The sequence below is a fragment of the Stieleria sedimenti genome, from assembly GCF_025060895.1.
Lineage (GTDB): Bacteria > Planctomycetota > Planctomycetia > Pirellulales > Pirellulaceae > Stieleria > Stieleria sedimenti.
Genome location: NZ_JANZKV010000328.1, coordinates 1 through 5,648, shown reverse-complemented (window position 1 = coordinate 5,648; position 5,648 = coordinate 1). Strand labels below are relative to the sequence as shown.

5 protein-coding genes are annotated in these 5,648 nt (G+C 59.5%); 4 read left to right on the top strand and 1 reads right to left on the bottom strand.

Annotation, left to right across the window (positions count from 1 at the left end; translation table 11 throughout):
* Positions 1 to 194: 194 nt before the first annotated feature.
* On the top strand, positions 195 to 1,697 hold the full coding sequence (locus NZK35_RS32495; protein WP_259636690.1) for a DUF1501 domain-containing protein: 1,503 nt from the start codon (positions 195 to 197) through the stop codon (positions 1,695 to 1,697).
* A 113-nt stretch (positions 1,698 to 1,810) separates the two neighbouring features.
* On the opposite strand, the gene NZK35_RS32490 is transcribed toward NZK35_RS32495, so the two are convergent.
* On the bottom strand, positions 1,811 to 2,740 hold the full coding sequence (locus tag NZK35_RS32490) for a hypothetical protein (protein WP_259636689.1): 930 nt from the start codon (positions 2,738 to 2,740) through the stop codon (positions 1,811 to 1,813).
* Between the two features lie 174 nt (positions 2,741 to 2,914).
* Here NZK35_RS32490 and NZK35_RS32485 point away from each other — a divergent pair, with 174 nt between their 5' ends.
* From NZK35_RS32485 to NZK35_RS32475, 3 genes are all read left to right on the top strand, one after another.
* Positions 2,915 to 3,412 (top strand): PDZ domain-containing protein, encoded by a 498-nt coding sequence (locus tag NZK35_RS32485; protein ID WP_259636688.1) that lies wholly within the window; start codon positions 2,915 to 2,917, stop codon positions 3,410 to 3,412.
* A 7-nt stretch (positions 3,413 to 3,419) separates the two neighbouring features.
* Complete coding sequence (locus NZK35_RS32480; protein ID WP_259636687.1) at positions 3,420 to 3,563, top strand: hypothetical protein; 144 nt, start codon at positions 3,420 to 3,422, stop codon at positions 3,561 to 3,563.
* 198 nt (positions 3,564 to 3,761) lie between these two features.
* Positions 3,762 to 5,579: an NAD-binding protein gene (locus tag NZK35_RS32475; protein WP_259636686.1), complete on the top strand. Its 1,818-nt coding sequence runs from the start codon at positions 3,762 to 3,764 to the stop codon at positions 5,577 to 5,579.
* Positions 5,580 to 5,648: the final 69 nt, after the last annotated feature.

The window sequence follows — 5,648 nt, the reverse complement described above, 5'->3', positions numbered from 1 at the left end:
CGGTATTGGGCTTTAGCCGCATGCCTGGTCCGACGGCCCTTCCGGGCAGTCGCCCATTGTTTTTCGACGCCCCGGAAAGGACGTCGTACCACGATCCGTTGACCGACCTGCACCGCGTGCGGTGCTTGATACGCATGCGAGCACGAAACAGTTGCACACGATCGAATTCGAAAACACAACGCTGCCATTAAACCATGACGAACCCTGAAAAGCTTTCCCCCTTGGGCCGTCGTTTGCTCGATCGCCGAGGTTTTTTGCATACGGCCGGACTGTCGACGAGTGCTCTGGCGCTGGCCAGCTTGCTCGAGGCTGACGGATTGTTGGCCGCCGATGTCAAAACGGTCAGCGGGAAGACGCCGATTCGGCCTGCCATCGATCCGAGTCAGCCGTATGCCTCGCGCCCGGGGCACTTCGAGATGCCTGCCAAACAGGTGTTGGTGATCTATTGCCCCGGAGCGGTCAGTCATGTCGACACGTTTGACTACAAACCGGCGCTCTGGGAACTGCACGGACAAAAGCCACCGGGGATCCCCGAAGTGACCTTTGAAGGCCCGACGGGAAACATCGCCAAACCGTTTTGGGAGTTCAAACCGCGCGGCGAAACGGGCAAGATGGTTTCTGAACTGCTGCCGCATCTCGCCCAGCACGTCGACGATTTCGCGTTCATCCACTCGCTGACGACCGACACGAGCGCGCACCCCCAGGGCGAAAACTTCATGAACACCGGTTTCACGATGGAAGGCTTTCCGTCGTTCGGAGCCTGGGTCACCTACGCACTGGGGACGGAAAACCAAGAGTTGCCGGCCTTCGTCGCCATCAATGACCCACGAGGTTTGGCGCGAAGTGGCAAGAACAACTTCGGCAACGGCTTTTTGCCCGCCGCATTCCAAGGCACCGATTTCAGCGCCGCGGCGCCGCCGAACAATCTGCGGCGGCCCGACGTGCTCTCGGCTCAGGAAGATCGACTGAGCGTCGACCTGTTGGCCCGGCTCAATGCGAAACACTTGGAACAGTACCCCGGCGACGCCGATCTGGCCGGGCGGATCGCCAGCTATGAACTGGCCGGAAAAATGCAGACCACGGTCCCGGACGTGATGGACATCTCGGGCGAAACCGCCGCGACCTTGAACGCGTACGGCGTCGAAGGCGGCAGCGAGTTGCGCGGCCAGTATGCACGCAATTGTATTCTTGCTCGACGCTTGCTCGAAAAGGGCGTGCGTGTCGTGCAATTGTTCAACGGCAGCGACCCGGCCGGCGGAAACGGCATCACCAACTGGGATTCGCATGCCAATATTCTGGAAACGCACGCGATGCAGGCGGAGATCATGGATCAGCCGACCGCGGCGTTGTTCGCGGATTTGAAGCAGCGGGGGATGTTGGAAAACACACTGGTCGTTTGGGCGACCGAGTTCGGACGGATGCCGTTTTTACAGGGCAACGGGACCGGCCGCGATCACAACCCCGACGCGTTCACCTGTTTCCTGGCCGGTGCCGGTGTCAAGAAAGGGATCAGCTATGGTGAAAGTGATGAGTTCGGATTCAAGGCGGCCGCCAACACAACCACCGTCTACGACTTCAACGCTACGCTCTTGCATTTGATGGGACTCGACCACGAGCGATTGACGTTCTACCACAACGGGCTGGAAAGACGCTTGACCAACGTTCACGGACATGTGGTCAAGGACGTGCTGGCGTAGCGTGGATGTCGTTGCCGTCTCGTTTTAAAAGTGGGGTAAGCTTCCAGCTTGCCGTCTCGTTTCACTCGTGAAACGCAAGCTGGAAGCTTACGCCACTCCTTTGCATCGGACACTTAGCTTCCACTCGGTGGCGCGTCGGGCTGATGCAGTGGTTCGACGAAGCGATAACGCATGACCTGTCCCTGGTTCGTGGCGGCGATGAACAGCCCCGTCGCGGCATTTTCGGCAACCAGATCGCGTAGGTGTGTCAAACCGTAGCATTCAAAGGCATTGCAGAGATCAGCCCGCATTTGGCGGGGCAGGGAGCAACCGGTCGCGGAGTGATAGATGCAGGACGCTTCGTAGGTTTCGTCGGGGACATGCTGCAGATAGTCGTCCACAATCGCATCAGGACTTTGATCCGGGTGGCGGGCGATATACCGACGCATCGTGTCGACAGTGAAATAAGCCTGATCGCCTCCGTCGGTGCAGCAATGGCCGCCGCAGCAAGTACAGGCCACGCGCAGGAACATGGTTTGCGTTTCCGACGCGGCGTCGTGGTCGCTCGAGTCTGTACCGCGCGCCAGATCCGGCGTCTCCGAATGGGGATGCGGATCGACGTCCGTTTCACGAGTGCAGTCTTCAACGAGGGCGAGCAAAAACGCTCGGAGCTTTTCACGCCGGTCCGCCTTCATCTGGACCATTTCAGCTTTGTAGCTTGGGACACAAACCGGCAAAAACCTTTCCGGATGTTCAAACCCGCATGCATCGGCCAGTTGGTTGCGCGTCGAACAAAGCCCGCTTCGAAATTCTATCAGCGCCTGTTCGTATTTCGCTTCGGCTTGCTTTGCTTGATCGCGTAATCGGCCTCGGTATTCGCAACGGCACTTCCATGACGTGCAGGTCTGAAACGATCTGGCCTGCTGACGAGTGATCTCCGTGTCGCAAATGCAGCAGCGAAACGCGTTGCGCGTGAACGCTTCGTGGGTTCCAAGCATGGTGCGTGCCACGTCAAACAGTGGACTGAAGAATGAACGCACTTCCAGCGGTCGATTGTATCCCATCGGGGCCTCGCCCGGACAGCGTTTTTCGGCGTCTATCGAATATTGAATGGGCTTGTCCCGTCAACACGTTCGGTACGATTATTGCAGCGCGTCAACGACGCGGCCGGTCGGGTGCCAACTTGGCTGCTGCGCTTCGCAGTTCTCCTGGCACACACGTGTCGTGGGACATTCGAAATGAACGTTTTGCGGTGGAGTGTGATCGGCCTTTCCCTTCTCGTCACGTCTTCGTTGGCGGTAGCGGTGGCGGACGACGTTGTTGTGATTGGCCCGGAAACCGGTGAGCAAACGGCCGAGGATCGCTCGGCAACCACGCTCGGTATGGTGGAAGGCGGCGGGTTTGTCGAACCGAAACCCGGCCAGGGTTCCGGTAATCCTGTTTCCGGCGGGTGGTATTTAGGCGTCTATGGCAGCTACAGTGCGAACGGGTTGTTGCTGACACAAGTCTACCCGGGGACGGCGGCGGCCAGGGTGGGATTGGAAGTGGGCGATCGGATTCTCGCCGTCAATGAACATCCGATTGGGATGGGAACCCATCGGGCTCTGCGGATCGACACGGCACTGCAGCGCTACGCCAGCCGTTTTGGATGGGTGCGATTGCTGGTCAAAGACAAACGCAGCGGGCGGTTGATCAACGTCAATGTCAAACTCAGCCGGGGAACGGTTCACTTTTGATCGGTACATGAATCAATCCGGGATGGTCACGCTGGACAGCGAGGATTCGGAGCGACGGGAGACTCAGCCATACGCTCAGGCGGCAGTGGAGTTCTTGGTTCAAGACGGGCAAGTGGTTCCGCCGCCCGGTTTTACCGATTCGGATACCTGACTCGGAAAGCTGGCTCGTCACCGCTTTTCGATCCGCCGGCCTTCTCCGGCGTCCAATGGGTCGGTGGCATGGGTTACAATGGGGCTTCGGTTCATCGTCCACACAAACAACTCTCCCGGTTGTGATCCCCCGGGACCGGACGTGCACGCGGCTGCCAGAGATCGGGCATGCTTCAAAGCGGTCGGTCGAGCTAAACGCATGAAAGAGTCGGCACGCTACATCCTGCAGATTCTGGTTTTCGTCGCGTTGGTCCTGTCGATCGGGACCGGCGGGTATCTGATCATCGAAGACGGAATCACGGTCGGCGACGCGTTCTACATGACCGTCACGGCCATCACGCCGACGCAGTTTGATGAGATTCATGAGTTGTCGGTCCCCGGACGGTACTTCACGGTCGTCCTGGTGTTTTGTGGATTCGGCGCCGTCGTCGCCTTCGCCACGCAGTTTGCTCGCTGGGTGATTCAGAGTGAATTGGAAGGGGTCGGGGTCATCACGCGGAAACAGATGCGCAGAAGGATCAGTCGAATGAGAGAGCATTACATTGTGTGCGGCTACGGAAAGATCGGGGGAGCGATTTGCAAGGAACTGAAGGACCACCAGTTGCCGTTCGTCGTGATTACCGACGACGACGCCTCGATCGCGGCCGTGGAACGTGAAGGGTTTGCGTTGGTTCGGGGCAATCCGACCGCGGATACGACGTTGAAGGAAGCGGCGATCGAGCGGGCTCAAGGGGTGATCGCGGTGCTGACCGACGACTCGAACAACCTGTTCATTTCATTGGCGGCGCGGGAATTGAACCCCAAGATCTTTATCATCGCGCGGGGCGAAGACTCGGGCGTGGAGGACCGGATTCTGAGGGCCGGGGCGGACATTGTCGTCTCCCCGATGAAACTCGGCGGTCGCCAAATCGCCGAGCTGATCAAGCAACAAGCCGATAGTTCATCCGTCGTGACGGGCGTCTCCGAACAATCCAGCGTGTTGGGCGTGTCGTTGAAACCCCATCGTCACGATGCCGAACAGGCCACGACGGTTGACGAGGTTCTGAGTGGATCGACGGCCGTCGGGGTCGCGGGCATCCAACGCTGTGATGGAACCTTTGACCCGACGCCGCCACCCCAGACCGCCGTCCATCAAGGTGACACCGTGATCTTGGTCACTCGCACCAGCCAGGCCGGCGATTCCTTCAACAGACCACCGTCGGGCAAGACGATCCTGCTGGCCGATGACCACCGCGCGCTCCGGTTGCTGTTCACGCGAAAGCTCGCCGCGGCCGGACATGATGTCATCCAAGCGGCCAACGGTGATGATGCGTTGGCGATGGCGCGAGCGACTAAGCCGGATTTGATTGTTTTAGACGTCAACATGCCCGCGCGCGATGGGTACCAGGTTTGTCACGAACTGCGTCAGTCCAAGCAGTTTGCCGCGACGCCCATCATTCTGTATTCCGGCAACGACACCGCCGAGTTCGCCCAACGCGGCCGAGCTGCGGGGGCGAACACCTGCGTCCGCAAGACAAGCAAAAGTTCCGAGTTATTGGCAAGCATCGAAGCGATCTTTTCTCAGCGGCATCAGGATCGCGACGCCGAGGGCCGATCTGAACAACCGCGCGACGGCTTCAGACCCACAGACTCTGCCATCGCCAACGACTGCCCGCCGCCACACAGCCAGCCCTTCGATTTCGAAACGGCGATCGAGCATGCCGGAGGCGATGAAGAGCTGTTGAGCGAATTGATCGCGGCAATGGAGGAAGAGACGCCGCGGATGATGAATGAAATCCAGACCGCGGTCGCGGACTTGGACTACAGGTCGTTGGAACGAGCCGCACACTCGCTGAAGGGATCGCTGGTGGTGTTTGGCGCCGACGAAGCCAGCGAGGCGGCGACGCAGTTGGAGATCGCTGCCCGACAACAAGACGCCGACAGCGTCGAACGTTTGAAGGACAACCTGCAGAAGCAAATAGCCGAAGTCACACGTGCCTTGCAGCAGCACGCCCGAATGCTCGCGCGAATCGACTGATGTTGGTGTCCAGCCTTCAGGCGACTCCCTCTCGCTGCTCCGCAGCGACCCGGGCGGCTAAAGCCCAAT